Here is a 248-nt window from a genome sequence, read left to right on the forward strand (position 1 = left end):
TGATGTATTGCGTGAAGTTTTTGTACCACTTCCTCCATCTAAAGACAGTGAGCGGCATTTTATTCCCTTAAGTGAAGTCGCGAAAATGGTACGAAGTGAAGGACCCAATCAAATTAGTCGTGAAATGGGCAAACGTAGAGTGGTGGTTAGTGCCAATGTTCGAGGTAGTGATTTAAGTACCTTTGTGAATAATGCAAAACTGCGCATTGAACAGAACGTTAAAATACCTAGTGGTTATTGGATAGACT

Annotated in this window: 1 protein-coding gene; it reads left to right on the forward strand. The window is 40.3% G+C overall.

Annotation, left to right across the window (positions count from 1 at the left end; all coding sequences use genetic code 11):
• Positions 1-248: efflux RND transporter permease subunit (locus tag A8O27_RS19230; protein WP_259293073.1), on the forward strand; the 248-nt coding region annotated here is incomplete at both ends.

The sequence above is a fragment of the Legionella bozemanae genome (assembly GCF_001648595.1).
Taxonomy (GTDB): Bacteria; Pseudomonadota; Gammaproteobacteria; order Legionellales; family Legionellaceae; genus Legionella; species Legionella bozemanae.